The 25,764-nt window shown below is 55.7% G+C and carries 24 protein-coding genes and 4 tRNA genes; 9 read left to right on the top strand and 19 right to left on the bottom strand.

The features are described 5' to 3' along the window. Nucleotides 1-184: 184 nt before the first annotated feature. The 6 genes from LG290_RS07275 to LG290_RS07250 all read right to left on the bottom strand — a co-directional run bounded on the left by LG290_RS07275 (nt 185) and on the right by LG290_RS07250 (nt 7,250). A complete protein-coding gene (locus LG290_RS07275; protein WP_319928112.1) occupies nt 185-943 on the bottom strand; it encodes an ABC transporter permease in 759 nt (252 codons plus the stop codon). Continuing rightward, complete coding sequence (locus tag LG290_RS07270; RefSeq protein ID WP_499836824.1) at nt 933-1,898, bottom strand: ABC transporter ATP-binding protein; 966 nt, start codon at nt 1,896-1,898, stop codon at nt 933-935. The genes LG290_RS07275 and LG290_RS07270 overlap by 11 nt, the downstream gene beginning before the upstream one ends. Then, nucleotides 1,895-3,106, bottom strand: a complete 1,212-nt coding sequence (locus LG290_RS07265; protein WP_499836823.1) for an ABC transporter permease — start codon at nt 3,104-3,106, stop codon at nt 1,895-1,897. The genes LG290_RS07270 and LG290_RS07265 overlap by 4 nt, the downstream gene beginning before the upstream one ends. After that, the gene (osmF, locus tag LG290_RS07260; RefSeq protein WP_160418818.1) at nt 3,106-4,017 is read right to left on the bottom strand and encodes a glycine betaine ABC transporter substrate-binding protein OsmF; all 912 of its coding nucleotides are present in this window, start codon (nt 4,015-4,017) and stop codon (nt 3,106-3,108) included. Before osmF ends, LG290_RS07265 begins: the two co-directional genes overlap by 1 nt. A 110-nt stretch (nt 4,018-4,127) precedes the next feature. Beyond that, nucleotides 4,128-5,555, bottom strand: a complete 1,428-nt coding sequence (gene cysS, locus LG290_RS07255; protein ID WP_499836822.1) for a cysteine--tRNA ligase — start codon at nt 5,553-5,555, stop codon at nt 4,128-4,130. Between the two features lie 15 nt (nt 5,556-5,570). Next, entirely contained in the window at nt 5,571-7,250 is a 1,680-nt protein-coding gene (locus LG290_RS07250) for a glutamine--tRNA ligase/YqeY domain fusion protein (RefSeq protein WP_499836821.1), read from the bottom strand. 176 nt (nt 7,251-7,426) lie between these two features. Between LG290_RS07250 and LG290_RS07245 the strand changes: the two genes are divergently transcribed. Beyond that, nucleotides 7,427-7,951 (top strand): peptidylprolyl isomerase, encoded by a 525-nt coding sequence (locus tag LG290_RS07245; protein ID WP_160418815.1) that lies wholly within the window; start codon nt 7,427-7,429, stop codon nt 7,949-7,951. Nucleotides 7,952-7,964: 13 nt separating this feature from the next. Continuing rightward, on the top strand, nt 7,965-8,741 hold the full coding sequence (locus LG290_RS07240) for a UDP-2,3-diacylglucosamine diphosphatase (protein ID WP_499836820.1): 777 nt from the start codon (nt 7,965-7,967) through the stop codon (nt 8,739-8,741). A gap of 89 nt (nt 8,742-8,830) precedes the next feature. Here the strand turns inward: LG290_RS07240 and LG290_RS07235 are convergent, their stop codons facing one another. The 10 genes from LG290_RS07235 to LG290_RS07190 all read right to left on the bottom strand — a co-directional run bounded on the left by LG290_RS07235 (nt 8,831) and on the right by LG290_RS07190 (nt 18,108). Then, nucleotides 8,831-10,651: a SurA N-terminal domain-containing protein gene (locus tag LG290_RS07235; protein ID WP_499836819.1), complete on the bottom strand. Its 1,821-nt coding sequence runs from the start codon at nt 10,649-10,651 to the stop codon at nt 8,831-8,833. A 119-nt stretch (nt 10,652-10,770) separates the two neighbouring features. Next, the gene (gene hbs, locus LG290_RS07230; RefSeq protein WP_114485522.1) at nt 10,771-11,043 is read right to left on the bottom strand and encodes a non-specific DNA-binding protein Hbs; all 273 of its coding nucleotides are present in this window, start codon (nt 11,041-11,043) and stop codon (nt 10,771-10,773) included. A 233-nt stretch (nt 11,044-11,276) separates the two neighbouring features. Then, a complete protein-coding gene (gene lon, locus LG290_RS07225; protein ID WP_499836818.1) occupies nt 11,277-13,685 on the bottom strand; it encodes an endopeptidase La in 2,409 nt (802 codons plus the stop codon). A gap of 124 nt (nt 13,686-13,809) precedes the next feature. Beyond that, nucleotides 13,810-15,090 carry an ATP-dependent Clp protease ATP-binding subunit ClpX gene (gene clpX, locus LG290_RS07220; RefSeq protein ID WP_160418811.1) on the bottom strand — a complete coding sequence of 427 codons (1,281 nt, stop codon included), beginning with the start codon at nt 15,088-15,090 and terminating at the stop codon, nt 13,810-13,812. Between the two features lie 74 nt (nt 15,091-15,164). Further along, nucleotides 15,165-15,782 carry an ATP-dependent Clp endopeptidase proteolytic subunit ClpP gene (gene clpP / locus LG290_RS07215; protein ID WP_160418810.1) on the bottom strand — a complete coding sequence of 206 codons (618 nt, stop codon included), beginning with the start codon at nt 15,780-15,782 and terminating at the stop codon, nt 15,165-15,167. Between the two features lie 87 nt (nt 15,783-15,869). Next, nucleotides 15,870-17,225 carry a trigger factor gene (gene tig, locus LG290_RS07210; RefSeq protein WP_499836817.1) on the bottom strand — a complete coding sequence of 452 codons (1,356 nt, stop codon included), beginning with the start codon at nt 17,223-17,225 and terminating at the stop codon, nt 15,870-15,872. 311 nt (nt 17,226-17,536) lie between these two features. After that, nucleotides 17,537-17,611: transfer RNA gene (locus tag LG290_RS07205), tRNA-His, on the bottom strand. A gap of 61 nt (nt 17,612-17,672) precedes the next feature. Then, nucleotides 17,673-17,747 (bottom strand) — tRNA-His (locus LG290_RS07200). A 132-nt stretch (nt 17,748-17,879) separates the two neighbouring features. After that, nucleotides 17,880-17,956 (bottom strand) — tRNA-Arg (locus LG290_RS07195). A gap of 75 nt (nt 17,957-18,031) precedes the next feature. Next, nucleotides 18,032-18,108, bottom strand: a tRNA-Pro gene (locus tag LG290_RS07190). Between the two features lie 189 nt (nt 18,109-18,297). Here LG290_RS07190 and folD point away from each other — a divergent pair. The 3 genes from folD to mtnN are packed head-to-tail and all read left to right on the top strand — an operon-like array spanning nt 18,298 to nt 20,420. Continuing rightward, complete coding sequence (gene folD / locus LG290_RS07185) at nt 18,298-19,164, top strand: bifunctional methylenetetrahydrofolate dehydrogenase/methenyltetrahydrofolate cyclohydrolase FolD (RefSeq protein WP_160418808.1); 867 nt, start codon at nt 18,298-18,300, stop codon at nt 19,162-19,164. A gap of 55 nt (nt 19,165-19,219) precedes the next feature. Further along, nucleotides 19,220-19,687 carry an S-ribosylhomocysteine lyase gene (locus LG290_RS07180; RefSeq protein ID WP_499836816.1) on the top strand — a complete coding sequence of 156 codons (468 nt, stop codon included), beginning with the start codon at nt 19,220-19,222 and terminating at the stop codon, nt 19,685-19,687. 28 nt (nt 19,688-19,715) lie between these two features. Next, a complete protein-coding gene (gene mtnN / locus LG290_RS07175) occupies nt 19,716-20,420 on the top strand; it encodes a 5'-methylthioadenosine/S-adenosylhomocysteine nucleosidase (RefSeq protein ID WP_160418806.1) in 705 nt (234 codons plus the stop codon). Between the two features lie 100 nt (nt 20,421-20,520). On the opposite strand, the gene pyrC is transcribed toward mtnN, so the two are convergent. Continuing rightward, nucleotides 20,521-21,561: a dihydroorotase gene (pyrC, locus tag LG290_RS07170; RefSeq protein WP_499836815.1), complete on the bottom strand. Its 1,041-nt coding sequence runs from the start codon at nt 21,559-21,561 to the stop codon at nt 20,521-20,523. 144 nt (nt 21,562-21,705) lie between these two features. Between pyrC and LG290_RS07165 the strand changes: the two genes are divergently transcribed. From LG290_RS07165 to LG290_RS07155, 3 genes are read left to right on the top strand one after another with little or no spacing between them, the layout of a single operon-like run. Further along, the gene (locus LG290_RS07165; RefSeq protein WP_160418804.1) at nt 21,706-22,122 is read left to right on the top strand and encodes a hypothetical protein; all 417 of its coding nucleotides are present in this window, start codon (nt 21,706-21,708) and stop codon (nt 22,120-22,122) included. An 8-nt stretch (nt 22,123-22,130) separates the two neighbouring features. After that, on the top strand, nt 22,131-23,399 hold the full coding sequence (locus LG290_RS07160) for an ATP-binding protein (protein WP_160418803.1): 1,269 nt from the start codon (nt 22,131-22,133) through the stop codon (nt 23,397-23,399). A 33-nt stretch (nt 23,400-23,432) separates the two neighbouring features. After that, nucleotides 23,433-23,972, top strand: coding sequence for a response regulator transcription factor (locus LG290_RS07155; protein ID WP_160418802.1), 540 nt, complete (start codon nt 23,433-23,435; stop codon nt 23,970-23,972). Between the two features lie 5 nt (nt 23,973-23,977). Here LG290_RS07155 and LG290_RS07150 read toward each other — a convergent pair whose 3' ends face one another. After that, entirely contained in the window at nt 23,978-24,754 is a 777-nt protein-coding gene (locus LG290_RS07150) for a 3-hydroxybutyrate dehydrogenase (RefSeq protein WP_499836814.1), read from the bottom strand. A 123-nt stretch (nt 24,755-24,877) separates the two neighbouring features. Next, entirely contained in the window at nt 24,878-25,282 is a 405-nt protein-coding gene (hybE, locus tag LG290_RS07145) for a [NiFe]-hydrogenase assembly chaperone HybE (protein WP_319928111.1), read from the bottom strand. Nucleotides 25,283-25,446: 164 nt separating this feature from the next. Here hybE and LG290_RS07140 point away from each other — a divergent pair, with 164 nt between their 5' ends. Next, entirely contained in the window at nt 25,447-25,713 is a 267-nt protein-coding gene (locus LG290_RS07140) for a GrxA family glutaredoxin (protein ID WP_160418800.1), read from the top strand. Nucleotides 25,714-25,764: the final 51 nt, after the last annotated feature.

The following is a 25,764-nucleotide window of genomic DNA, read 5'->3' as shown; positions in this document are numbered from 1 at the left end:
GAAGCCGATACCCAGTACAACAACGAGCACCACAACGATAACGACGATAGTGGTAGTAGAAGGCATTTTCTCTTCCTTTCAGTAGTGATTGGTTTTTTAGCTTAGTCGCCATCGTCCTTTTACGCACATGCGCGAAAAAGGGCTAGATGTGAAACGTCACCGGCCCCTGTAATAAGCATTATATTCAATAAGCCTTCAAGCGGCGTTGCACCTGCTCGAAGGTACTGTCCACACTCAGGGCCAACAAGCCGATCAAGAGCGCGCCCTGCACCACATAGGCGGTATTGCCATTGACGATACCGGCAATAATGGGGTCACCCAGGTTACTCGCCCCCACCGTTGCCCCCAGCGCCGCCGTTGCGATATTGATGGTCACGGAGGTACGAATACCCGCCAGTATCACCGGGGCTGCCATGGGCAACTCTACCTGGCGCAAGATCTGCCCGCTGGTCATTCCCATCGCCTGGGCGGCTTCCTTGATCCCGGCATCCACTTCCTGCAGGCCGGTCAGCGTATTGCGCACGATCGGCAATAACCCATACAGCATCAAGGCGACAATAATCGGCAAGGTGCCAAAGCCCAGCACCGGCACCGCCAGCGCCAGCACGGCAACCGGCGGAAACGTCTGGCCTATCGAGGCTAACTGGGACACCAACGGCAGAAAATCCCGGCCCTTGTTGCGGGTCACGGCAATGCCTGCGGCCAAGCCGACCGTAATGGTCACCAGGGCGGCAATGGCCACCACGAACAGATGACGCCCCAGCAGCAGGCTGAAATCGACGCGGCTATAAATCACACTGCGAACATCCGGCTCGAACAAGCGGAAAACGCCTTCCAGCTGAGCCATGCCCGTCACCGCAAGCCCTAGCAGCGACAGCCATACCAGAGGGATGCCCAGTTGCCACGGCGAGCGGGCGTTGTGGGTGGCGGACTTAGTGCTCACGTTGATGCCCTTGATCCGCCTTGGACTCACGGATCAGCTTGCGCATCGAAAGCTCTCCCACCGGCCTCTCATGAGGGTCGACCACCGTCAGGCGTTCGGTATGATCCCGCAACATGACGGATAACGCCTGGCGCAATGTCATGCTGCCGGGAACGCGGGACTCGGCGGGCAAGGTCGAACCGAGCGGCAGCATATGATCCGCCACCCGGGCCAGCCCTGCCTGCTTCAAGCCTCGCTCGACCCCTCCCAGCATGGATTCGACGAACTTGTCCGCCGGCTTGTGCAATAACTCCAGCGGCGTTCCTTGTTGCACCACCCGTCCGGCACGCATGACCACCAGATGATTGGCCAGCTGCAGGGCTTCATCGATGTCATGGGTGACGAACACGATGGTTTTATGCAGGCGCGCTTGCAGGGCGCGCAGCTCTTCCTGGAGTTTTTCCCGGGTAATGGGGTCAAGCGCCCCGAACGGCTCATCCATCAGCAGAATATCGGGGTCCGCTGCCAGGGCGCGGGCCACCCCGACACGCTGCGCTTGCCCTCCCGAGAGTTGATGCGGGAATTTATGCGCAAACTCTTCCACCGGCAACCCCAGCAGGTCCATGAGCTCCTCGACACGGGCATGCACCTTTGCACTCGGCCATTTCAATAATCGGGGTACCAGTCCAATGTTGCGGGCTACCGTCCAGTGCGGGAACAAGCCGGTACTTTGAATGACGTAGCCGATACGCCTGCGCAGCTGGACGGCATCGAAGTCGCGGATTGCCTGTCCGTCCAGCGAAATTCTGCCTTCAGTGTGTTCAAGCAACCGGTTGATCATGCGCAAGGTGGTGGACTTGCCACAGCCCGAGGTACCGACCAAGGCACAGAAATCGCCTTTGGCGATTTTCAGCGAAACATCATCCACGGCCAGCTCATCGCCAAAGCGCTTGGTGACATGGAAAAGTTCAATCATTTCGCCCCTCCCGGGCGCAGGAAATCACTGACAGCGCCCAGCAAGGCATCTGCCACAGAAGCCATCAACAAGATGGGTAACGCACCTAGCAGAACCATGTCCATGGCTGCCTGTCCCAGCCCTTGAAATACGAAGGTGCCAAAGCCACCGGCACCGATCAGCGCCGCCACCGTGGTCAGCCCGATAGCCTGGACGGTGGTGATACGTACCCCTTCAAGCATGACCGGCAACGCCAGCGGCAAGCGCACCTGCAAAAATACCTGCCGCGTGCTCATGCCCATACCGTGAGCGGCATCGATCACCGCCGGGCTGACCTCCTCAAGGGCAATAAAGGTATTGCGCACCATGGGCAACAGGCTATAAGCCACCAGGGCCACCAGGGCGGGGGCCCAGCCAATCCCACTGATGCCCAGGGAGGCGGCTAGCGGCACATTGGCAGCAAGCCAGGCGAGAGGGGCAAGCAGCAGCCCGAACAGCGCCAGGCTGGGAATGGTCTGCAGGAAATTGAGCACAGCGAAGGCCGCTTTTTGGCCCCCGGGGTAGCGGCGCATGAGCAGGGCCAGCCCCATGCCTAGCATCAGGCTGATGCCTACCGCCGTGCCTACCAGTTCAAGGTGTTGACGAAAGGCCGTGAAAAACTGCTCGCTGCGGCTGTGGTATTCGCGCATCAATGCCAGGGGTTCAAGCCACAGAGCCAGGCATAGCCACCATAACAGGCCGATGGGTATCAGCAGGCTCCAGCTCCAGATGCGCGCCAATGCCAAGCGTGTGCGTAGCTCGACCAATGCCAGCAGCAGGACGAAAAGCGTCACCCAGAAACCCGCGCCAATCCCCAGGCGCGCCTGGGGCAAGTCGCTATCCACCAGGCGGTGAATGGCGATTATCAAGGCGAAGGGCATCAAGCCGAGCAGCGCCATGACAATTGCCAGCATCGCCCTGTAGGCGCCCCGGTAATGGCGTTGATCAGCCATGCAACTCAGGCCAATCAGCGCCAGGATCAGCCCCGCCCCGAGCAAGGTGCCCGGCCAACCCAGGGCGCTAAACACAGGGTATCCTGTACCGGAAACGATTCGGTTGGGCGCCACACTGACGATTTCCAGGCCCAGAAAGGCCCCCAGGGCGAGCGTGCTCAATAGCAGGAGCACCCAGTTAGGCGAAAACCAGCAAAGCCGGCCCTTAGCGACCGGCAGGGGGTCTTTCAACGACATTAGCGACTCAGGGTATCGAGATACTCGGTTGCTACCTGGGCGGGAGGCAGGCCATTGACTGCCACGTCGGCATTCAATGACTGCAAGGTTTCAAGGTCGAGCGTTACAAACACTTCTTCCAGGAGGGTTTCGATCTCAGGATAACGCTCCAGGGTGCTTTCGCGGACCACCGGTGCCGGCTGGTAAACCGGCTGGACGCCAAGCGAGTCTTCCAGCACCACCAGATCCAGCGCCTTGAGGCCCCCGTCGGTGCCATAGGTCATCGCAGCATTGACCCCACTGGTCTGTTGGGCCGCCGCACGCATGGTGGCTGCCGTATTGCCTCCGGAAAGCACCAGGAGCTGATCCGGTCCCAATTCAAACCCATAGGCCTGCTGGAATGCCGGCAGCGCCTGCTCCGACTCGACGAATTCGGCACTGGCGGCCAGCTTGAAGTCACCGTCCTCTTCCAGATAGGTCGCCAGATCCTCAAGCGTTTGCAAGTCATGTTCCCGCGCCAGCTCGCCACGTACGCTTATCGCCCAGGTGTTATTGGCGTCGGCGGGTGTCAACCAGACCAGGTCATTTTCCGCGTCTTTCTCACGCACGGTTTCATAGGCTTGGTCGGCATCGTGCCAGATATCGCTGCCGGTCATGTCGAAGAAAAAAGCCCCGTTGCCGGTGTACTCCGGATAGATATCTATTTCTCCCGCCATCAGCGCTCCCCTTACCACGCTGGTGCTCCCCAGCTGCAGCCGATTTTGCGTGGGTATACCGCCTCGCTCCAGGGTCTGCAGAACCAATTGTCCCAGGACGGCGCCTTCGGTATCGATCTTGGAAGATACCGAGACGGGTTCCTCGGCATGGGCGGATCCCACACTCAACGCCGTGATGGCAAGGAGTGAGGTCAATGGCTTGGCGAAAAACAACATGGCAAGTACCACCTTAGGCTGTGAGATGTCATTCGAGTATAAGAGCCGAATGCGTTGATGTCAGACTTCCTGTAGCAAGCAATTCCGTCAAGTAGTTGTGGTTGCTTGTATCAGGCGCTTGTATCAGGTGCTTCTGTATCAGGTGCTTCCACCACCCAGGTGGTGCCTTCGCGAGAATCCTTGAGCACGATGCCCAGGGCTGCGAGCTCATCGCGGATTGCATCTGCCTTGGCAAAATCCTTGGCTTTCTTGGCCTCGGCACGTGCGACGATCCTGGCTTCGATTTCTTTCTCGGGCAGAGAAAGTGCTGCCGATTGGCCTTTGAGAAAGTCTTCCGGCACCTGTTGCAGCAATCCCAGTATTCCTCCCAAGCGCTTGAGCTCGAACGCTAGCACTGGGACGTTTTGCGGGTCTTCCTTTTTGGCACGGTTCAGTTCGCGGGCCAGATCGAACATCACGGAAAGCGCTTCCGGCGTATTGAAGTCGTCGTCCATGGAGGCAACGAAGCGCTCGAAAAAGCGCGACGGCAAGTCTTGCTCTTCGACCTGGGTATCTTCCAGGACCACGCCTTCAAGGGCGTTGTAGAAACGTTCCAGGGACTTGCGCGCGTCCGACAGCGATTCCGGGGTGTAGTTGATCGGGCTGCGGTAGTGGCTGGCCACCAGCAGGTAGCGCACCACTTCCGGGTCGTGATGCGCCAGCACCTCGCGGATGGTAAAAAAATTACCCAGCGATTTAGACATTTTCTCGTGATTGATCCGCACCGCGCCGGCGTGCATCCAGGTGTGCACGTAGGGCTTACCGGTGGCGGCTTCGCTCTGCGCTATCTCGTTTTCATGATGCGGAAATGTCAGGTCCGGCCCGCCTCCGTGAATATCGAAGGTATCGCCCAGGCAGCAGGTGGACATCGCCGAGCATTCAATATGCCAGCCGGGACGCCCGTCTCCCCAGGGCGAGGACCAGCTGGCTTCACCCGGCTTGGCCGCTTTCCACAACACAAAATCCAGGGGATCTTCCTTGTGGACGTCCACGTCGACACGGGCCCCCGAACGCATGGCATCCAGATCGCGGTTATTGAGCTTGCCGTAACCTTCGAACTTGCGAACCCGATAATAGACATCACCGTTATCCGCCGCATAGGCAAAACCCTTGGCGATCAAGGTTTCAATCATGGCGATGATGTCATCGATATAGCCGGTGGCGCGTGGTTCTATGTCCGGGGGCAGCACCTTCAGGCGGGCTTCATCTTCATGCATCGCCTCGATCATGCGCTCGGTCAGCGCCGTGATACTTTCCTGGTTATCGCTTGCCCGCTTGAGAATCTTGTCGTCGATATCGGTGATATTGCGCACATAGGTCACTTCAAAGCCACGTTCACGCAAGTAACGCGAGATGACATCGAACGCCACCATGACCCGGGCATGGCCCAGGTGACAGTAGTCGTAAACGGTCATGCCGCACACATACATGCGCACCTTACCCGGTTCGATGGGCGTGAAGGGTTCCTTGCGGCGCGTCAACGTATTGTAAATCTGCATACTGCGTTACCCCTCTCAGCCCTTCTTCTTGATCTTGGCCCAGCTATCCTTGAGACCCACCGTCCGGTTGAACACTAACTTGCCATTGACGCAGTCGTGGCGATCGGCGCAAAAGTAGCCTACCCGCTCGAACTGGAAACGCGCTTCGGGCAACGCCTCGGCCAAGCTCGGCTCACCGATGGCCTGACAGACCCTCAGGGAGTCCGGGTTGAGGTGCTCCAGAAAATCCGCGTCCTTGTCACGATCGGGCTGTTCCACCATGAACAGGTTGTCGTACAGGCGCACTTCCAGGGGCACACCATGCTTGGCGCTGACCCAATGAATCACCCCTTTGACCTTGCGCCCTTCCGGGTTCTTGCCCAGGGTGTCGAAATCCACCGAGCAATGCAGTTCCTGGATCTCGCCGGCGTCGTCCTTGATTACCTCATCGCAGCGAATCACATAGCTGTTACGCAGACGGACTTCCTTGCCAGGCGCCAGGCGGAAGAATTTCTTGGGCGGCTCTTCCATGAAATCATCAGCGTCGATCCAGAGTTCCCGATTGAACGGCACCTGGCGTACCGCCATGTCTTCGCGAGCGGGATGCCCCGGCACTTCATAGACGTCTTCGTGGTCTTCCGCGACGTTGGTCAAGACCACCTTCAAGGGCTTGAGCACGCACATGGCGCGCTGGGCGTTATCTTCAAGGTCCGAGCGAATCGCATGAGTCAGCATGGCGATATCCACCAGGCCGCCATCGGCACGGGTCACGCCGATCATGTCGCAGAACTTGCGAATCGAGGCGGGGGTGTAGCCTCGGCGACGCATGCCCGAGATCGTCGGCAGGCGCGGGTCATCCCAGCCATCCACGATGTCTTCATCCACCAGCAGCTTGAGCTTGCGCTTGGAGGTCAGGGTGTAATTCAGGTTGAGCCTGGCAAATTCGATCTGGCGTGGCCGGGCCGGTACCGGCAGGTTATCCAGAAACCATTCGTACAATGGGCGATGGTCTTCAAATTCCAGCGTACATACCGAATGCGTGACGCCCTCCAGCGCATCGGATTGACCATGCGTGAAATCATAGGAGGGATAAATTTTCCAGGCATCACCGGTCTGGTGGTGGTGCGCATGACGCACGCGATAAAGGATGGGGTCGCGCAAATTGATGTTGGGCGCGGCCATATCGATCTTGGCGCGCAACACTTTCCCACCTTCGGCAAATTCTCCCACGCGCATACGCTCGAGCAAATCGAGGTTTTCCTCGGCACTGCGCTCACGATAAGGGCTCGGCTTGCCCGGTTCGGTCAGGGTGCCGCGATATTCACGAATTTCATCGGGGGAAAGATCGTCCACATAGGCCTTGCCTTCACGGATCAGGTGTTGCGCCCAGGCGTATAACTGATCGAAATAATCGGAGGCAAAGCGCACGTCGCCGGCCCATTGAAAGCCTAGCCATCTTACGTCTTCCTTGATCGCATCGATGTAGGCCTGTTCTTCCTTGGCCGGGTTGGTATCATCAAAACGCAAATGACAGTCACCACCAAACTGCTCGGCCAGGCCGAAATTCAGGCAAATCGACTTGGCATGGCCGATATGCAAGAAGCCGTTGGGCTCCGGCGGAAAACGCGTGACGATCTTGGTGAGCTTACCGGCCTCGATCTCTTCACGTATCTGGTTGCGAATGAAATTCGGCGCAGCGGTGGTTTCGGTGGTCATGGTTATGTCAAAAACCTCATGGCTCGTAGTGAATGGCGTGCCAGTTGTCCGGCTGGACGATATGTCAGGAGTGTTCGACAATGGCGGACTTCGCGGTTCAAGGCAAAACCGCTATTATAACGTGACGCCCCTACACAGCGCCAAGGCGAATGCCTTTATTGAACAGGAATTTATCGATGATCGTACTACAGACTAATTATGGTGATATCACCATCGCCCTCAATCATGAAAAAGCCCCCGTGACGGCCGCCAACTTTGAGCAATATGTGCGCGATGGCTTCTACGACAATACGCTGTTTCATCGTGTCATCGACGGCTTCATGATTCAGGGCGGCGGGTTCGACAAGGACTTCAACCAGAAGCCGACACGCGACCCTATCGAAAACGAAGCCGACAGTGGCCTCAAGAATACCTTGGGAACGGTTGCCATGGCACGCACTCAGGATCCTCACTCCGCCACCGCCCAGTTCTTTATCAACATCAACGATAACAGCTTCCTGGATCACAGTGGCAAGAGTCTACAGGGCTGGGGCTACACGGTGTTCGGCGAAGTTGTCGACGGCATGGATGTGGTTGACAAGATTCGCTCGGTCAAGACGACCCGGCGCGGCATGCATGCGGACGTTCCCGCCGAGGATGTCGTTATCGAGCGCGCTTATGTGAAGGAAGATGATGACAACGGTGCCGGAAAAGCCGAATAACACCGGAGAGTTTATGCGCACCCTGTTCATCTCCGACCTGCACCTTAACACCGATGCTCCCGAGGTCACTCGGGGGTTGCTGCGTTACTTGCAACAGACCGCCTGCGGTGCAAAATCCCTGTTCATCCTGGGAGATCTATTCGACGCCTGGATCGGCGATGACCTTCTTGACCAGGCCGGCATGCCATTGGCCGACATCGCTCATGAAGTGATCCAGGGGTTGCGTGAGCTTACCGATAACGGCACTCGGGTTTTCCTGATGCACGGGAACCGTGATTTCTTGCTGGGCGATCGTTTCATCCAGGCCTGTGGCGCTACCTTGCTTCAGGATCCGGCCTATATGGAGCTACAGGGCATCCCCCTGCTGCTGCGTCACGGGGACAGCTTATGTACCCGGGATGAAGCCTATATGGCATTTCGTGAGCAGGCGCGCAATCCCGCCTGGCAGGCTCAGATACTGGCCTTGCCGCTTGACCAGCGTCTGGCGCTTGCCAAGAGCCTGCGCTTGCAATCGGGTGAAGCCAACGCCGACAAGAGCGAGGCCATCATGGATGTCACCCATCAAGAAGTGGTGGATAGCATGGCGCATTACGGCGTGGCCTGCATGATCCATGGCCATACTCACCGCCCTCAAGTGCATGCATTGCATGTGGAGGGCATGCCGGCAAAACGCTATGTGCTGGGGGATTGGAGCCGTGAATACGGCTGGGATATTGTGATCGAGGGTTCTGAAGACACGCATCCCGAACCGCAATTGAGGCAGTTCCCGTTGCAGGAACCCCCTCGATAAGAAGAACGCACTACAAGCAACGGCGTTGAGGAATTCATCCCCAACGCCGTTGCTTTTTTCCGGTGCTCTTTTCCGGGGCTCTTTTCCGCTCAGCGCCGTTCGATGTCGGCTTCCTGACGCAACTCCTCGAGCAAGCCCTGAATCACCCCCTGGGCGCGCAGCTGCTCGGCCATTCGCGCGACAAAGGCTTCCATCTGCTGGTCCACGTCACCGCTGCTTACGCTTTCCAGGGCAATCACGGCGACGCCGTCAGGTGTCTCGACCTGTGCATAGCGAGACTCGCCCTGCTCAGGACGCGCCATACGAAATGCCGCCTGAATCACCGCCTGAGGCACTTGGCTATCGGTCTGGCGACCGACATTTTCAGCTTGCTGCCAATCCAGCGACAAGGATTCCCCCTGACGCAACGCCTCGATGTACTCTTCAGCTTGTTCATGCAGGGCCTGCTGCTGTTTTTCAGCGCTGACAGCCTCTTGCACCTCCGAGCGAACCTCTTCCAAGGGCAACTGGGTGGCATCACGGTGTTCGGCCACACGTAACACCAGGCGCCGATCTTCATCTAATTCGATGACTTCACTGTTATAGCCCTCTTCCAGCACGTCTTTACTGAACGCTTCTTCCATGACGCCGGGTTCAGACAGCACGCCCTGCCCTTCATTGCGCGCCAACCAGTCGCTTTCGTGCAAGGTCAGTCCAAGGTCATCGGCAACGCTTGCCAGATCATCGGCGGCAAAGCTTTCATCGATAAGCCGCTGAACTTTCTGGTTGAACTCATCGCGCACCTGGCGCAAGGCAAGCTCACGATGCAACGTCTCACGCATATCCTCAAACGCTGGCCGCTCAAGCTCAGTCACCTTGAGCAAGTGAAAGGCGCCATCCATCTCCACCACATCGGAGACTTCTCCCACCTCCAGGTCAAACGCAGCTTCATCGAAGGCATCGCCGAAGAAGCCGCGACTGATAACCCCGAGGTCACCGCCCCTTTCGACAGTGGCCGTATCGTCTGAATACCTGGCCACCACATCGCTGAACGACTCGCCTTCTTCCAGCTCCTCAAGCGCTGTTTCAATCTTTTCACGCGCTTGTTCACGGTTGCGCTCACCATTGAACGTGACCATGACGTGCGAGACGCGACGGTCGGCGTCAGCCGTCTGTTCACGCCAGGCTTGACGCAACTGTTCCTCGCTGATCTCGACATCCTCTGCCATCGCTTCGCGATCAATCAGCACATATTCCAGGCGGACTTGTTCCGGGCGCTGAAAGCGTTGCGCATGCTCCTGATAATACGCCTGAAGCTCCGCTTGACTGACAGAGGGCGTTTCTTCGAGCTGCTCGGGGGTCAGCGTCACATAGCGGAAACTACGCTGCTGACGTTGCAATTCAGCAAGCCGCTCCTGCTCGCTGGGCAAGCTGAACTCACTGAATGCCAACCCTTGCTGGAGTTGCTGACGCTTGATGTCGACCCGTAATTCATCGCGAAACGATAGCGGTGTATAGCCAGCGCTCGACAGTCGATTACGAAACAGCTCCTCGGAAAAGCGACCGCTTTGATCCTGAAATTCGGGCAGGCTGACGATCAGCTGATCCAGCTGCTCGTCTGATACGTATAAGCCGCCTTCTTCAGCATATTGCCTGAGCAAACGTTCGGTAATCAGCTGATTCAACACCTGATTGCGCAGTTCGCGTTCCTGCTCCGGCGGTACCTGCCCCGAACGCAGGGCTCGCTGCACCTCCAGTTCCACCTGCTGACGCATGATCGGCTGGCCGTTCACACTGGCAACCTCTTCAGGGTCACTGCCAAACAAGCCAAACAGGGATTCAACGCCGAAAAGTGCCATGGCAGCCACCACGACACCGATAATGATCTTGGCGCCCCAGCTTCTGGAGCGGTCTCGAATACTTTGCAGCATACTAGCCTCGGGCAAACACAGCCAAACGTGACAAACCTGATAACCTCAGGCCAATAAATGACATGGGCGCATCGCTAAAAAGCGATGCGCCCATGAAAGTCATGACGACAGGTACGCAATTAGTTGACGGCGTCTTTCAACGCCTTGCCGGCCTTGAAGCTTGGCACCTTGGCCGCGCTGATTTCAATCGGCTGTCCGGTTTGCGGATTGCGGCCGGTACGTGCTGCCCGCTCCTTGATGGTGAAAGTACCAAAGCCTACCAGGGAAACACTATCGCCTTTCTTGAGGCTATCGGTGACGGACTCCACCATGGCATCCAATGCGCGGGTTGCTGCTGCTTTGGGTATATCGGCAGATGCAGCAATGGCTTCAATCAGCTCGGACTTGTTCACACTTCACCCCTTGACTGTTTCAAAAAATGGCTCTGAACGGCATGACAATCGGACGACTTGGCGATCACAGCATAGCTGCATTTTATAGCAATGCGGTGAAACCTCTGTCAAGAAAACATGCCGTGGAATGCCCGCCACACAAGGCTTTGGGCACTTATATCTCGATCATTCACACGAAGAACTTTAACTAAAGAACTCTTGAAAAAAGCACTAAAGAGCTCTTGAAAAAAGCGCTAATGAGTGCTCGCAACTGCTTTAGAAGAAAACACTTCCTCAGTACTGGAAGCTGCATGGTTGTCCATGTTTTTTTCAACTAACGCAACCGCCAGAACATCGTCGACCCAGCGTACCGGACGAATATCCAATGCTTCCTTGATATTCTCGGGTATTTCCTTGAGATCGCGACGGTTTTCCTCTGGAATCAAGACCGTCTTTATACCACCGCGACGCGCCGCCAGCAATTTCTCCTTGAGTCCACCGATCGGTAACACTTCCCCTCTCAGATTGACTTCACCGGTCATGGCCACGTCACAGCGCACCGGACGGTTGGTGTAGGCTGACACCATGGCCGTCACCATGGCCACACCGGCACTCGGTCCATCCTTGGGTGTCGCGCCTTCCGGCACGTGGATATGCAGGTCTTCATGCTCGAAGCGCTCCGGATCAATCCCGTAGCTCAAGGCTCTGGCACGCATCACTGTCTGGGCAGCACTGACCGACTCCTTCATCACATCGCCCAAGGAACCGGTCTTGTTGAGGCGCCCCTTGCCAGGCGTCACCACCGACTCGATATACAGGAGTTCGCCCCCCACAGAAGTCCAGGCGAGCCCCGTCACGCGGCCTACCTGATCCTCCTGATCCGCCAAGCCGTAGCTGTAGCGGCGCACACCGGCATACGCTTCTATCTGCTCTGCGCCCAGCACTTGAGGGGACAGGTCACCCTTGTCACGCTCACGTTCGAGACGTTCACGCAGCACCTTACGGCAAACCTTGGCAATCTGGCGCTCCAGCTCGCGCACCCCGGCTTCACGCGAATAATATCGAATCAGCTCGAGCAGAGCGCTGTCTTCCAGGCTTAATTCGTCTTTTTTCAGGCCATTGGCTTCAAGCTGCTTGGGCAGCAGATAGCGCCTGGCAATCGCCAGTTTTTCATCCTCGGTATAGCCCGGCAGCCGAATGATCTCCATACGATCCAGCAGCGGACCCGGTATATTCATCGAGTTGGCGGTACAGATGAACAAGGTTTCCGAGAGGTCGTAATCAAGCTCGAGATAATGATCACTAAATTTATCGTTCTGCTCCGGATCGAGCACTTCCAGCAGCGCCGAAGCGGGATCGCCACGGTGATCCATGCCCAGCTTATCCACTTCATCCAACAGGAAGAGCGGATTTTTCACGCTGGCACGGGTCATGCGCTGCATCAGTTTACCCGGAAGCGAGCCGATGTAAGTGCGGCGATGCCCGCGGATTTCCGATTCATCGCGAACGCCGCCCAACGCCAGGCGGACATACTTGCGATTGGTCGCGCGAGCGATGGACTGCCCCAGGGAGGTCTTGCCTACCCCAGGCGGACCCACCAGACACAACACAGGCCCCTTGAGCTTACGCACACGCTTTTGTACCGCCAGGTACTCAAGAATGCGGGCCTTGACCTCATCCAGACCATAGTGGTCTTCATCGAGTATCTTTTGCGCCTTGACCAGATCATGCTTGACGCGCGTGCGTTTTTTCCAAGGCACGGCTACCAGCCAATCCAGATAGGTACGCACCACTGTCGCCTCGGCAGAGTTAGCCGCCATCATCTTGAGCTTGTTGAGCTCCTGGGTGGCCTTTTCCTCGGCGTCCTTGGGCATCCCCGCTTCCTGGATAGCCTGTTCGTACTTCTCAGTCTCATTGGGCACATTGTCCAGCTCACCCATTTCTTTCTGGATGGCCTTCATCTGCTCATTGAGATAGTACTCACGCTGGGTCTTTTCCATCTGCTCTTTCACGCGCGAGCGGATGCGCTTTTCGACTTGAAGCAGGTCGATTTCCGACTCGATAAGCGCCATCAAGTGCTCGATACGATCACGCACCCGATCCATCTCGAGCAGTTCCTGCTTATCGCCGATCTTGAGCGACAGGTGGGCACAGATGGTATCCACCAGGCGGCTTGGATCTTCGATGCCAGCCAATGAATTCAACACTTCATTGGGCACTTTCTTGGATAATTTGACGTATTGCTCGAATTGGTTGAGCAATACGCGCACCAGGGCTTCCTGCTCACGGCTGGTCAGCGGATGACTGTCGCGTGCCATCAGGTGAGCCTGGGTATATCCCTCGGCATTTTCTTCGATATCCAGCACATCGGCACGGAAGCTACCTTCAATCAACACCTTGACAGTGCCATCGGGTAGTTTCAGCAGCTGCATGATGTCGGCAACGGTTCCCATGGCGTACAGGTCCGCATTATCCGGTTCATCTTGCGCTGCTTCGCGCTGAGCGACGAGCAGGACACGCTTGTCGGCTGCCATGGCAGCTTCCAGCGCCTGGATCGATTTTTCACGACCGACAAAAAGCGGCATGACCATTTGCGGGTATACAACCACATCCCGCAACGGCAAAAGGGGCAGACATTGTGTCTGTTCGGCGTTCTGCTGCATCGCAGACGTTCCTCAACAAATCGGATGGGTACTTGAAAATGCTAGCTAACAGCAAGGGGTCGCCTAGGCGACCCCTTGATATGGCACAAGCGGTTAAAGCTAGGCCGAACTGAGTACACCAGCTTCAGCCATCAGTGCCGTCAACCCGCTCTTCTTCCTGCTGCGCATACATCAACAGCGGCTCACTTTCCCCTGCAATGACCGAGGCATCGATAACTACCTTGCTGACACCTTCCAGTGAAGGAATTTCATACATGGTGTCCAGCAATACCGATTCGAGGATCGAGCGCAATCCACGAGCTCCCGTCTTGCGCTCCATGGCCTTGATGGCTACGGCACGCAAGGCATCTTCACGAAACTCAAGCGTCACATCTTCCATCTCAAACAACTTGGCATACTGCTTGATCAGGGAGTTCTTGGGCTCCGTCAGAATTTGCACCAGGGCGTCTTCGGTCAACTCCGTCAAGGTCGCAATCACCGGTAGACGTCCGACAAACTCGGGAATCAGGCCAAACTTGACCAAATCATCCGGCTCGACATCGGCCAACAGCTCTCCCACGCCCCGCGAAGATTCCTTGCTCTTAACACTGGCATTGAAACCGATTCCACCTTTCTCAGCGCGGTCACGGATGACTTTTTCCAGTCCGGCAAAGGCACCGCCGACAATAAACAGGATTTTACCCGTATGGACCTGGACAAACTCCTGCTGCGGGTGCTTGCGGCCGCCTTGCGGCGGAACGGAGGCGGTCGTGCCTTCGATAAGCTTGAGAAGCGCTTGCTGCACCCCTTCCCCGGATACGTCACGCGTAATGGAGGGGTTGTCCGACTTGCGTGAAATCTTGTCGATTTCGTCGATATAGACGATACCGCGCTCGGCTTTTTCGACGTCGTAGTCACACTTCTGCAACAGCTTCTGAATGATATTTTCGACGTCTTCGCCGACATACCCAGCTTCCGTCAGGGTAGTGGCATCGGCAATGGTAAACGGCACATTCAATAGACGCGCCATTGTTTCCGCCAATAACGTCTTGCCGCTGCCCGTGGGGCCGATCAAGAGAATATTGGATTTACCCAGCTCGACATCAGTTTCCTTGACACCACTGCGTAGCCGTTTGTAGTGATTGTAGACCGCCACGGACAGCACCATCTTGGCGCGATCCTGACCGATCACGTAGTCGTCCAGTGTATGGCGTATCTCGCGAGGTGTAGGCAGACGCTCTTCGTCGCTCTCGGCATCGGCTTCGAGAACTTCCTCGCGAATGATGTCATTACACAAGTCGACACACTCATCGCAGATATACACGGACGGGCCTGCAATCAGCTTGCGCACTTCGTTCTGGTTCTTGCCACAGAACGAGCAGTAAAGCAGCTTGCCGCCTTCGTCCTTGCCTTTGCCGTCGGCCATTCGCGTACCTCTGTCACTGCGGTGGCTTGCGCCACCGAAAAAGCTGGTTGGAAAAGCGGAGTTTCCTCACGCTATCAGGATGTGGGTCGCTTATCCAGTACCGCATCTATCAAGCCATATTCTCTGGCTTGTTCCGCGCTCATGAAATTGTCGCGATCCGTGTCACGTGACACAGTCTCGATGTCCTGGCCGGTATGGTGAGCCAGGATCTGGTTCAGGCGATCACGAATACCCAGAATTTCGCGGGTATGAATTTCGATATCGGATGCCTGACCTTGGTAACCGCCCAAAGGCTGATGAATCATCATGCGTGAATTCGTCAGGCAGAAGCGCTTCTCGGGGGCACCCCCTGCCAGCAACAATGCACCCATGCTGGCCGCCTGGCCGATACATACCGTAGAAACGTCGGGCTTGATGAACTGCATGGTATCGTAAATGGCCATACCTGCGGTCACGCCGCCACCTGGCGAATTGATATACAGGTGGATATCCTTATCCGGGTTTTCCGATTCCAGAAAGAGCAGCTGTGCCACGATCAGGTTGGCCATGTAGTCTTCGACCGGCCCAACGAGAAAGATGACACGCTCTTTGAGCAGACGTGAATAAATATCGTAGGCTCTTTCACCCCGGGCGCTCTGCTCGACCACCATGGGCACTAGGCCACCGGCATTTTGAATATCAAACTCACTCATTCAGTGATTCCTTGCGTCCGATAAGGGGAAGGCACACCCACAGAGACTTTATTTAACCTCCAGGTGCGCCATCTCGTTACAGCTGGATCAGGCGCTGGCTTGCTCGTCGTCCTCAACAGCTTCTTCGTCCTGCTCAGCTTGTTGCTGAGCCGCTGCCAAGGCTTGCTGATAAGACATTTCAACATCCTTGAGGCTAGCTTGCTCAAGCAGTTTATCCACGGCCTTTTCTTCAAGAATAGCGGATTTGACCTGCGTTTTTAGCTGGTCGTTATTCATGTAGTAGTTGACCACTTCCTCGGGATCCTGATACTGCTCGGCAAGCTCTTTCACCTTGGCCTTGATGGCTTCATCGTCAGCATCAAGCTCGTTGATCTTGATCACTTCCGCCAGCAACAAGCCTACTTGAACGCGCCCTTTGGCCTGCTCTTCAAAAAGCTCATTGGGTAGCTGAGTGACGTCGAATTCTTCGCCTAAACCAAACTGCTGGGCAGCTTGGCGCTTCATGCCGTCGACTTCTTGCTGTACCAGCGAACTGGGGACCGGGATTTCGTTGGCTTTCTTCAATGCATCAAGCACTTGCTGCTTGACTCGGTTATCCACCGCTTGAGAGGCCTCACGGGTCATGTTCTTCTTGATTTCAGCGCGGAATTTTTCCTTGTCACCGTCATCCACGCCAAAACGCTGAATGAATTCCTGATCAATTTCCGGCAAGACTTGGGTGCTGACTTTATGCACCTTGACCTTGAAGGTGGCTTCTTTGCCTGCCAGTTGCTCTGCCTGATAGTCCTCAGGGAACGTCACGGTGATCTCTTTTTCATCACCCGGCTTGGCGCCGACCAACTGTTCTTCAAAGCCTGGAATGAAATTACCCGAGCCCAGTATCAAATCATGGTTTTCGGCGCTACCACCCTCGAATGGCTCATCGCCGATGAAACCCTGGAAATCGATGGTGACTTGATCACCTTCCTGGGCGGCCTGATCCACTTCTTCCCAAGAAGCATTCTGCTTGCGCAGCGTTTCAATCATTTCATCGACATCCGCCTCGGTGACTTCTACTACCGGGCGTTCCACTTCGACACCTTCGATCGAAGCCAGTTCCACGACGGGGTAGACCTCCATCGTCGCCACGAACTCAAGATCTTTACCCGCTTCGTTAACATTTGCTTCGATTTGCGGATAGCCAGCGGGGTTCAACCCTTCGTCGGTAATGGCACTCACATAACGCTCACGCATTACTTCGCCCACGACTTCATTGCGCACGTCATGACCGTAGCGCTGACGCACCACTGCCATCGGCACCCTACCTTGGCGGAAACCATTCAAGCGAACGTTTTTCGCAGTGTCTTTCAAGCGGGTGTTGACGGCTTCATCGATTTCTGCTGCCGGAACCTGGACAGTGATACGGCGTTCAATCTGGGAGGTCGTCTCGACGGAAACTTGCATGAATTGTCCTCTACCGGCTGGCGTTATGTTGATTGCATTGAATAAGCTCAAGAGAGCAATTTTAAGAATCTTGACGCATGCTGGCAAGCGCCATGCTCGCAAGATGGGGGCAATATGGGTTATTTCAAGGGAAGATCAGTATCAATTACCCAGACTATTGCTTTGTGTGATCAGGATATAGAAATCACAAAGGCAATGCACAGGCCATGCGTAAAAATGCCGCAAGCAAGCGCTGCATTATACAGGGGATAGACTAACGGAGAGGAAGAACAAGAAGGGAGATGACATGAATATTCAGCATTCGAGGCAAATGGGGTGGATGATGGGGTTCGAACCCACGACCACCGGAGTCACAATCCGGGGCTCTACCGCTGAGCTACACCCACCATTACCTGAAGCTTTATCGCGTAGCTGTAAAAAATATTGCTTGCAAACAAGGTTGCAACATGGGGTGGATGATGGGGTTCGAACCCACGACCACCGGAGTCACAATCCGGGGCTCTACCACTGAGCTACACCCACCATTGCAATGATTCTCACATCTATGGCGATCTTTCTTTAATCCGCCTATCAAGCGACAAGAGCGCTTTATAGGTTATTCCCGTTACTGAGCTGCGGTCTGAAACCGATGAGCTATCAATGAGCAAACATTGATGGCGCGCCCAGCAGGAATCGAACCTGCAACCTACGGCTTAGAAGGCCGTTGCTCTATCCGGTTGAGCTATGGGCGCACTTGATGGTGATGAGCACCTGACCACAACCGAAACTTCCAGAAAACATTTATCTATCAGATTTTCTGTCAGTAGTGGTCGGGATGGAGGGATTCGAACCCCCGACATCCTGCTCCCAAAGCAGGCGCGCTACCAGGCTGCGCTACATCCCGACATCTTCTTGCCTGAGCCGGCTACGCTGCTTGGCTCAGGCGAGGCATATATTACGGATTTCTCCTCTAGAGTCAAGCGCCAATGGCGTGGCTATTTTCTAGATGCTTTGAGTTAAGGCCGTTGCATGCGAAAATTGCCCGTAGCATTCGGCTTCAAGACACCATGTCCTGTCACGGGGAAAAGACTTAATGACCGCCCAGCTTATCGATGGCAAAGCCATTGCCGCCCAAGTCCGCCAACAGGTTGCCGAGAAGATACGCTCGCGCCGTATGGCAGGTGCCAGAACTCCTGGTTTGGCAGTGGTACTTGTCGGCGGTGACCCTGCCTCTCAGGTATACGTCAACACCAAGCATCGCGCCTGCGAACAAGCCGGCATTCATTCCTTTCAACACGCCCTGCCTGAAACTACGACGCAACATGAGCTTGAAGCGCTGATTGATCAACTCAATGCCGACCCCGCCGTAGACGGCATTCTGGTACAACTACCTCTGCCGCCGCATCTCGAGGCAAGCTCGATCCTCGAGCGCATATTGCCCCACAAGGATGTCGATGGGTTCCATCCGTATAATCTGGGCCGCCTGGCTCAACGGATGCCCGCCTTGCGCCCCTGTACCCCCAAGGGCATCATGACCCTTCTTGAAAGAAGCGATATTGCTGTGCGCGGTCTGGATGCCACGGTAGTCGGTGCCTCAAATATTGTCGGCCGCCCCATGGCACTGGAGCTGATGCTAGCCGGCTGCACCACGACTGTCTGTCATCGTTTCACGCGCAACCTCGAAGCCCATGTCGCTCGGGCGGACCTAGTCGTGGTGGCCGTAGGCAAACCCGGAATTGTCAAAGGCGAATGGATCAAGCCGGGGGCTATCGTCATCGATGTGGGCATCAATCGCGGCGCAGACGGCTCACTCAAAGGGGACCTGGATTTCGAGCAGGCCTCTCAGCGTGCCGGGTTCATTACCCCGGTCCCCGGAGGCGTAGGTCCCATGACGGTGGCGACACTGCTGGAAAACACCTTATATGCGGCAGAAGACCACGACGCCATGCAACAGGGCTAAGCTGTGACTTTGTGGTCTGCACAAAGGCGGCCGCTCACTCTGACGGAGAATTCTGATGACCGATAAACAGATGAATGTGGAAAGCTTCAACCTGGATCACACCAAGGTCAAGGCGCCCTATGTGCGCCTTGCCGGCGTCAAGGCCGGTCAGCATGGTGACGAAATTTACAAATACGACATGCGTATCTGTCAGCCCAACAAGGCCCACATGGACATGCCAGCACTGCACTCCCTGGAGCATCTGCTTGCGGAGCTGTCTCGCAACCATACCGATAAAGTGGTGGATATCAGCCCAATGGGCTGTCAGACCGGCTTCTACGTCTCATTGATCAACCATGACGATTATGACGACGCTCTCAATCTGCTGGAAAAGACATTGAACGATGTCCTTGAGGCGGAAGAGGTGCCGGCATGTAACGAAATGCAGTGTGGCTGGGCCGCAAGCCACAGCCTGGAAGGCGCCAAAGCGATTGCTAGCGAGTTTCTCGCCGGGCGTAATGAATGGAAAAATGTCTTTGCCTGAGGGCAACTACCTGGGAAGGGAGAGAAAGGTGAAACGCATTGGCATTATTGGCGCCATGGCGCAGGAAGTGGAACAACTTGCCCGCCAGCTGGAAAACTCGCAGACCTATGAACATGCCGGCCTGATTTTTCATGTCGGCACACGCCATGGCCTGGAGATCGTAGTACTGCAATCGGGTATCGGTAAAGTTAACGCCGCGGTCGCCACTGCGCTTCTTCTGGAACGCCACAGCCCTGATGCCATCATCAACACCGGCTCGGCCGGGGGATTCGCCACCGACCTTGAAATTGGCGATATCATCATCTCGAGTGAAGTGCGCCACCATGATGTGGATGCCGTGGTCTTCGGCTATGAAATCGGCCAGGTACCCGGCATGCCGGCCGCTTACCCGGCGGATTCGAACTTGATCAACGTGGCCAGAAGCGCCATCGATATCCTGGGCGAAGTCCAGGTGCGCGAAGGTTTGATTGCCACCGGCGATGCTTTCATGGCTGACCCGGCTCGGGTTGAGGCAACGCGCGCCCAGTTTCCCGACATGCTCGCCGTTGAAATGGAAGCTGCTGCCATCGCGCAAACCTGCTTCATGTTCGACTGCCCTTTCGTGGTGATTCGAGCGCTTTCCGATATTCCGGGAGACGGCGATAACCACCTTTCTTTCGAGCAGTTCCTGAGCGTTGCCGCCGATCATTCCTCTCGCATGGTGGATGTGATGTTACAGCGTCTCTCAGCCTGAGGTTTTCTCTCAATAATCAGCGGTTCTTCAGATGGCATCTAGAAAAAAGGGGATGAGACCATGTCTCATCCCCTTTTGACGGACTGCACCTAGTTTTGCTTTATTGCGCCTGCAATCTCCAGGCCAATGCCTGGCCTGCCTGCAGTGGCACGATGCGTTGACCTTCGGCATACGCATAGCTCTCAGGCAACGTCCAGCTTTCCCGCTTCAAGACTACCTGCCCTGTATTGCGTGGCAAGCCGTAGAAATCCGGGCCGTGATGGCTGGCGAATCCTTCGAGTTTATCCAGCGCATTCACTTGTTCAAATGCCATGGCATACAACTCGAGTGCTGCCGGTGCTGTATAGGCCCCCGCACAACCACAACTCGCTTCCTTGTCACCCTGCGCATGGGGCGCGCTATCGGTTCCCAGAAAGAACTTGCTGCTGCCGGAGGCAATCGCTGCCAACAACGCCTGACGATGCTGCTCACGCTTGAGAATGGGCAAGCAGTAATAATGCGGCCTTATCCCGCCTACCAGCATGTGATTGCGGTTGAATAATAAATGATGTGCGGTAATGGTGGCAGCGACATTGGCAGGAGCCTCGCTCACAAACTCGGCCGCCTGACGGGTCGTGATATGCTCAAAGACCACCTTGAGCGTGGGGTGACGCTCCATCAGCGGCTTCATGACGCGCTCGATAAAGGCGGCTTCTCGGTCAAAGATATCAATATCGGCATCCGTCACCTCACCATGCACCAACAACGGCAAGCCCAGGCGCGCCATGGCTGCAATTGCTGCATCGCAATGGCGCAGGTCCGTCACTCCCGACGCTGAATTGGTGGTGGCGCCTGCCGGATACAGTTTGACAGCATGCACATGCGGGCTCGCCACTGCGCGTTCGATCTCTTCTGGGGTGGTGGTATCGGTGAGATACAGCGTCATCAAGGGTTCAAATCCGGCCCCTGTAGGCAATGCGTCTACAATCCGCTGACGATATGCCATCGCCTGTTCGGTGGTGGTGACCGGAGGGTTGAGATTGGGCATGATGATGGCCCGCCCCATCTGAGCAGCCGTATGCCCCACTACCGACGCCAAGGCCGCGTCATCTCGAAGGTGTAAATGCCAATCGTCCGGGCGCGTCAAAGTAATCGAGTCCACGTGAGATCCTGTGCTGAAGGTAAATAAGACTGCCAGTATAACCAATCTCTCCACAGGATAAATCAAGTGAGCACAGCCGCCGACAACTGAGTGTCAATTGACGTATCATGCCGCTGCAAATGTCATCACAGGAAAATGAGAACTATGCCCAAGGTGCGCCGTTTTGCCGACCTGGCCGCAAGTATTGAAGGGTTGATCTGGCTTAGTCTTGCCTGGTCGATAAGCTTTTCGGTTTCCCGGGGTAGCCCTGAATTTTCGCTTGCCGCCATGTCGATAGTGGGTGCGCTTATTCTGGTCTGCTGGGCACATCGTCCATTACGAATATTGTTGCGCCGCTACCATGTGCGCAAGCGACGCACTGACATGTGGATGCATATCCTCGCCCTTCCCTTGCTTTTAACCTTGTTTCTGCATGTTCTGCTTGAAGCGTTACTCGGCAATACCTGGGTGCCGCCGAAAATCCTGCTGTTCAATATATTGGCCACCGCCGGCTGGCTTGTTTTTGTGATGACATTGTTTATTAAATTTATCATCAATGAATTGAAGTCAACCAGCAGGTAACGACAAACATGCTTGCCGCTTTACCTCTTCCCCTGTCTACGCCTAGTCGAAACCTGGTCAGACTTACCATTGTACGCGGCATCACCTGGACCGGTTTTCTTGTTGCCATTATCGTGGGCGTCGAGTTACTGGCATTTGAGTTGCACGTCACCGCCGTGGTGAGTGTGGTGATCGCCATGGGGCTTCTCAACATGCTTACCTGGTGGCGCCTCGGCCGACCCAAGGCAGTCACCCATGCAGAATACCTGGCTCACTTGCTGGCCGACATCGTCGGCCTATCCCTGGTATTTTACTTTACAGGTGGCTCGACCAACCCGTTCATCACTTATTACCTGGTGCCTATCACCATTGCGGCGGCTACGCTCCCCTGGCGCCATGCCTGGATCATCGCGGCCATGGCAATGGCCGCTTATACGTTCTTGATGTTCCACTACCAGCCGATCCCGCAACTGGCTCAGCTTAATACCGAGACACCATTGAGTCTGCATATACTCGGCATGTGGATCAATTTCGGCCTTTCCGCTGGGTTGGTGACCTTTTTTATCTACAAGATGGCCCATGCCTTGCGCAACCGCGACCAGGCGCTTTCACGGACGCGTGAAGCCGCCTTGCGTAACGAACAGGTGCTTGCCGTCGCCACGCAAGCCGCAGGTACCGCTCACGAGCTAGGCACGCCGCTTTCCACCATGGCGGTACTGCTCAATGAAATGCAGCATGATGCCGAGAAAGATTCTGTACTGGCCCAGGATATTTCATTGCTTCGCCAGCAAGTGGATATTTGTAAATCGCGCTTGCAACATCTGGTCGCCCAAGCCGATCGCCGCAAGATGGCGGAGCCGGAAGTCCTGGATGCAGAATATTGGCTGGCCGCCGTGGTTCAACGCTGGCTGGTGTTGCGCCCGGATGTCAGCCACCGTTTCGAAATCGCTGAGCATCGAGGGCGCCCCTGGATAGCCGTCGACACGACCCTGGACCAGGCATTGACCAACTTGCTCAACAATGCCGCCGATGCCAATCCAGACAGTATCTTCATTCGCCTGGACTGGAATGAGAGTAAAGTAGTCATTGATATCCGTGACCACGGGCCGGGCGTGGCCATGTCCATTGCCGATCAACTCGGGGAAACCTTCATTTCCACGAAAAGCAAAGGCATGGGCATCGGGTTATTTCTTACCCATGCCACTATCAATCGTCTTGGGGGCGGGGTCAGCTTGTATAACCACCCTGAGGGCGGCACCTTGACGGAAGTCACTCTTCCACGCCTATCCCAAAACTGAACGTATTCAAGCGCCATCATTGACGAGGATGCCATGCACACCCCAGAGCCACGCCTGTTAATCATCGACGACGATGAAATGTTCTGCCATGTACTCAGCCGTGCATTGACCCGTCGTGGCTATCAAGTCCTGATCGCCTACGATGCGGAACAGGCGCTTGCCTTGGCAAGCCAATACAACCCGACAATGGCCACCCTGGATCTCAAGCTGGAACATAGCTCCGGCTTGAAATTACTGCCGGAATTACTCGAAGTGGCCCCCCACTGCCGGATTGTGGTACTTACCGGCTATTCCAGCATTGCCACCGCCGTGGAAGCCATCAAGCTCGGCGCCGTGAACTACCTGTGCAAACCAGCTGATGCCGAGGATGTGCTGGCTGCCTTCGAGCGTGAAGGCGGGGATCCCAACGCCGAAGTAGCGGAAAATCCGCCATCGATCAATCGCATCACCTGGGAACATATCCAGAAAGTACTGCAGGAACACGATGGCAATATCTCCGCTACTGCACGTGCGTTGGGAATGCACCGGCGCACCCTGCAACGCAAATTACAGAAGCGTCCTGTGCGACGGTAGCCGACTTACTGGGCGGTCCAGCCCAAATCGATGTTCCAACTCGAGCCAGTCACCGCTCCAGCGGCATCCGACGCTAGGAAAGCCACCATTCCTGCCACTTCAGAGGGCTCGATCAAGCGCTTGACCGCTGCATTCTTGAGCATGATCTTTTCGATGACTTCCTGCTCTTCCATGCCATTGAGCTTTGCCTGATCGGCAATCTGGTTATCCACCAGCGGTGTCTTGACGTATGCCGGACAGATGGCATTGGCGGTAATGCCCTGCTCCCCGCCTTCCAGGGCGGCAGTCTTGGTCAAACCGATAATGCCGTGCTTGGCGCTAACGTAAGCAGCTTTGCCTGGCGATGCGACTTGTGCATGCACCGAGGCAATATTGATGACCCGACCCCAGCCGCATTCACGCATATTGGGCCATACTGCCTGCGTCAGCAGGAAAGGGGCCGTCAGCATCAAATCGATGATTTGCCGCCACTTTTCTTCTGGAAATTCTTCAATGGATGACACGTGCTGAATGCCGGCATTATTGACCAGGATATCTACCCCACCAAAGCGCTTATTGGCCTCGGCAACAGCGGCACGACAGGCCTCAGGGTCGGTCAAGTCGGCTTGGAAAAAAGTAGCACCAGCAGCTTGCGCCACTGTCTCTCCCGCCGGGTTAAAATCAACCGCGAGCACCTGATAACCCAGCTCACAGAAATGCTTGACCACTGCTTCACCGATACCGCTGGTGGTACCAGTGACCAGCGCCACTCGTGGTATAGCCGAGGAGGCTGTATTTGTCATGCGATTTTCCCTTTATCAGACTGTGTGATAAGCGATCATGTGTGATTCGCCTTGTGCCTTACCTTGGCACCATTGCGCTATTTCGCAAAGCGACTCGTAAAGTAATCTCTGATGACACTGGCATCAAGCAGGTGGCTCCATCAGCCGGCTCATCATTGACTGAGCCAGGCGCGCCGCTTCTTCCATACTTTTCAAGGCGCCAAGATCCTCAAGAATACAACGTTTCCACAGAAAGTGATGAGGCCCCAGCGCTTCCTGTTGCAATCGATACGCTCCCGAAGGCAGCGTAATAGTGAGACTATTTTCACACTGGGGTGCTTGCCCATCGACAGGTAGCGCAACCAACCACAACGCTGTCGGGGTAATCAAGGCTCCCGCCAGTAATCCCTCATCCAGCTTTTGAAAACATAGGGCATCCACACCCAGCCGAGGATTGAAACAAGCCATCTGCTTGAGTTGCTTGAAATGCTTATCCCGGTAGTCGGTAGCCAGCTTCGCCAGGCGACGATAATCATCCTGCGTCAGCACTTGTCTCGTTCTCCTATCCTTTTCATCCAGCTTGATATAGCTTTTTCATGGCTAGGGTAGCTTATGACTATTGGCCAGGAGCATAAGGCTCCGGCAAAATGGCATCATAGGGTAAATGTATTTAATACTTATCTTTTATTCACTGATTCTTGCGAGAAGATGCCATGTTTGTAGTGATTTTTGGGCGTATGTCCTGCCCTTTTTGTGTACGTGCCAAACAATTAGCCGAACGCCTGGAACGTGAGGAAGCTATCCAGGGCTACCGGTATGTAGATATGCCGACAGAAGGTGTCACCAAGGCGGATATTGAAAAAACCGCCGGCAAGCCGGTTCACACCGTTCCACAGATTTTCGTCGACCAGACCCATATTGGGGGTTTCACTGAATTCGCCCAGTACGTGCGCCAACAAGGCCTGTTACCTTCAGCCTGATTCCTTGGTGTTTTCCTCCGTTGAACGCCCTTGCATCTTCCTTGCCTATAC

It is taken from the genome of Halomonas sediminis, assembly GCF_044871105.1.
GTDB classification, from domain to species: domain Bacteria; phylum Pseudomonadota; class Gammaproteobacteria; order Pseudomonadales; family Halomonadaceae; genus Vreelandella; species Vreelandella zhuhanensis.
This window is presented reverse-complemented; position numbering and strand designations above follow the sequence as displayed.

Excerpts from the sequence above, each read along its gene's own strand:
- LG290_RS07270 (WP_499836824.1), bottom strand. The coding sequence starts at position 1,898 with ATGATTGAACTTTTCCATGTCACCAAGCGCTTTGGCGATGAGCTGGCC.
- LG290_RS07265 (WP_499836823.1), bottom strand. The coding sequence starts at position 3,106 with ATGTCGTTGAAAGACCCCCTGCCGGTCGCTAAGGGCCGGCTTTGCTGG.
- osmF (WP_160418818.1), bottom strand. The coding sequence starts at position 4,017 with ATGTTGTTTTTCGCCAAGCCATTGACCTCACTCCTTGCCATCACGGCG.
- cysS (WP_499836822.1), bottom strand. The coding sequence starts at position 5,555 with ATGCAGATTTACAATACGTTGACGCGCCGCAAGGAACCCTTCACGCCC.
- LG290_RS07250 (WP_499836821.1), bottom strand. The coding sequence starts at position 7,250 with ATGACCACCGAAACCACCGCTGCGCCGAATTTCATTCGCAACCAGATA.
- LG290_RS07245 (WP_160418815.1), top strand. The coding sequence starts at position 7,427 with ATGATCGTACTACAGACTAATTATGGTGATATCACCATCGCCCTCAAT.
- LG290_RS07240 (WP_499836820.1), top strand. The coding sequence starts at position 7,965 with ATGCGCACCCTGTTCATCTCCGACCTGCACCTTAACACCGATGCTCCC.
- LG290_RS07235 (WP_499836819.1), bottom strand. The coding sequence starts at position 10,651 with ATGCTGCAAAGTATTCGAGACCGCTCCAGAAGCTGGGGCGCCAAGATC.
- lon (WP_499836818.1), bottom strand. The coding sequence starts at position 13,685 with ATGCAGCAGAACGCCGAACAGACACAATGTCTGCCCCTTTTGCCGTTG.
- clpX (WP_160418811.1), bottom strand. The coding sequence starts at position 15,090 with ATGGCCGACGGCAAAGGCAAGGACGAAGGCGGCAAGCTGCTTTACTGC.
- clpP (WP_160418810.1), bottom strand. The coding sequence starts at position 15,782 with ATGAGTGAGTTTGATATTCAAAATGCCGGTGGCCTAGTGCCCATGGTG.
- tig (WP_499836817.1), bottom strand. The coding sequence starts at position 17,225 with ATGCAAGTTTCCGTCGAGACGACCTCCCAGATTGAACGCCGTATCACT.
- folD (WP_160418808.1), top strand. The coding sequence starts at position 18,298 with ATGACCGCCCAGCTTATCGATGGCAAAGCCATTGCCGCCCAAGTCCGC.
- LG290_RS07180 (WP_499836816.1), top strand. The coding sequence starts at position 19,220 with ATGACCGATAAACAGATGAATGTGGAAAGCTTCAACCTGGATCACACC.
- LG290_RS07165 (WP_160418804.1), top strand. The coding sequence starts at position 21,706 with ATGCCCAAGGTGCGCCGTTTTGCCGACCTGGCCGCAAGTATTGAAGGG.
- LG290_RS07160 (WP_160418803.1), top strand. The coding sequence starts at position 22,131 with ATGCTTGCCGCTTTACCTCTTCCCCTGTCTACGCCTAGTCGAAACCTG.
- LG290_RS07155 (WP_160418802.1), top strand. The coding sequence starts at position 23,433 with ATGCACACCCCAGAGCCACGCCTGTTAATCATCGACGACGATGAAATG.
- LG290_RS07150 (WP_499836814.1), bottom strand. The coding sequence starts at position 24,754 with ATGACAAATACAGCCTCCTCGGCTATACCACGAGTGGCGCTGGTCACT.
- LG290_RS07140 (WP_160418800.1), top strand. The coding sequence starts at position 25,447 with ATGTTTGTAGTGATTTTTGGGCGTATGTCCTGCCCTTTTTGTGTACGT.